A 1,223-nucleotide genomic window follows, 5' to 3' on the forward strand; every position below is an offset into this window, starting at 1 on the left:
CCGGCATAGGCGTCGGCGTGCAGGAAGCGGATGCCGGCGCCAGCAGAGCGTGGGCGTGCTCGCCCTTGCGGTCAGGTGAGTAGCGATAGAAAGCCGCCGGCGGATTGGGCGAGCCCCAGGTGCCTTCGTCGCGCACAACGACCCATAGCCGGCCGCTTTTGGTGCGCCCGCGTCCGGGATCCTGAACCGGGATCGGCGTGTCGTCGGCATGGATGGCCGGGCCGGCGCGAGCGTAGTCGCCGATGCGCTCGGCCACCGGCGCGACCAGCCAGGCCGCCCGTCCCACCCAGTTCGGCCAGGGTCGATCGATCCAGGTCGACGCCCTCGCGGGCGTAGATGCCGGACTGTCGGTTCAAAGGCAGGTGGTCGCAATATTTGGACACCAGCACGTGCGCGATCAGCCCTTGGCCGGGTCTGCCGCGCTCGATCGGCAGGCTGGGCATCGTCGGCTGGGTGATGGCCTCGCAGTCCCGGCAGCTCAGTTTCGGCCGCACATGCACGATGACTTTGAAGTGTGACGGCACATTCCAGCACCTCGCGTTCATCGTCGCCGATCCTGCGCAGCCGCTCGGAACCACAGGCCGGGCAGGCGCAAACCCCGGCATGGGTGACAATCTCGCGCGGCAGGTGATCGGGTAGCGGCCGGCGATTGCCGACGCGCTGTGGCCTGGTCGGCGCCCGCATCGCGCCCGGCATCGCCGCAGTCGCATCCTGGCCGGCTTCGCTGGCGGCCTCGGCCTCCTCGAGATCTCCGATGATCAGCTCGAGCAGATCGATCTGGCGATCGAGCTTCTCGGACGACTGGCCGAAGCGCGCGCGCCGCAGCGTCGCCAACTGGGCTTTCAGCTTCTCGATATGCAGCGTCTTGGCGTAGAGCTCGGCCTGCAAAGCCGCTGCGAACGCGCGCAGCGCGTCCGGATCCGACGGCAATTCCGCAGTGGCGAGAGACATGCCGGCTTATAGCAAAGTCATGACTCGCGAGCGAGAATAAATCCTTGGAATCAGGAACTTATTTAGATGGATTCGGGGCGCGTGACCGGTTCCGGCGCGACTGTCCGCCGCCAGTCGATCCCTTCGACGAGCAAGGCCAACTGAGCCGGTGTCAGTTGAAGCCGGCCTGCCACGATCGGCGGCCAAACGAACTTTCCCTGCTCCAAGCGCTTGGCGAACAGACACAGCCCACTTCCGTCCCAGGCCAGGATCTTCAACATGTCGCCGCGCTT

At 66.5% G+C, this 1,223-nt stretch carries 1 protein-coding gene and 1 pseudogene; both read right to left on the reverse strand.

Annotation, left to right across the window (positions count from 1 at the left end; translation table 11 throughout):
- Positions 1 to 951: pseudogene (gene tnpC, locus AC0L2U_RS34665) on the reverse strand (IS66 family transposase); the annotation flags it as partial.
- A gap of 62 nt (positions 952 to 1,013) precedes the next feature.
- A partial coding sequence (tnpB, locus tag AC0L2U_RS34670; RefSeq protein ID WP_473603696.1) for an IS66 family insertion sequence element accessory protein TnpB occupies positions 1,014 to 1,223 on the reverse strand: 210 nt, incomplete at its 5' end.

Source organism: Mesorhizobium sp. WSM4808 (genome assembly GCF_055811675.1).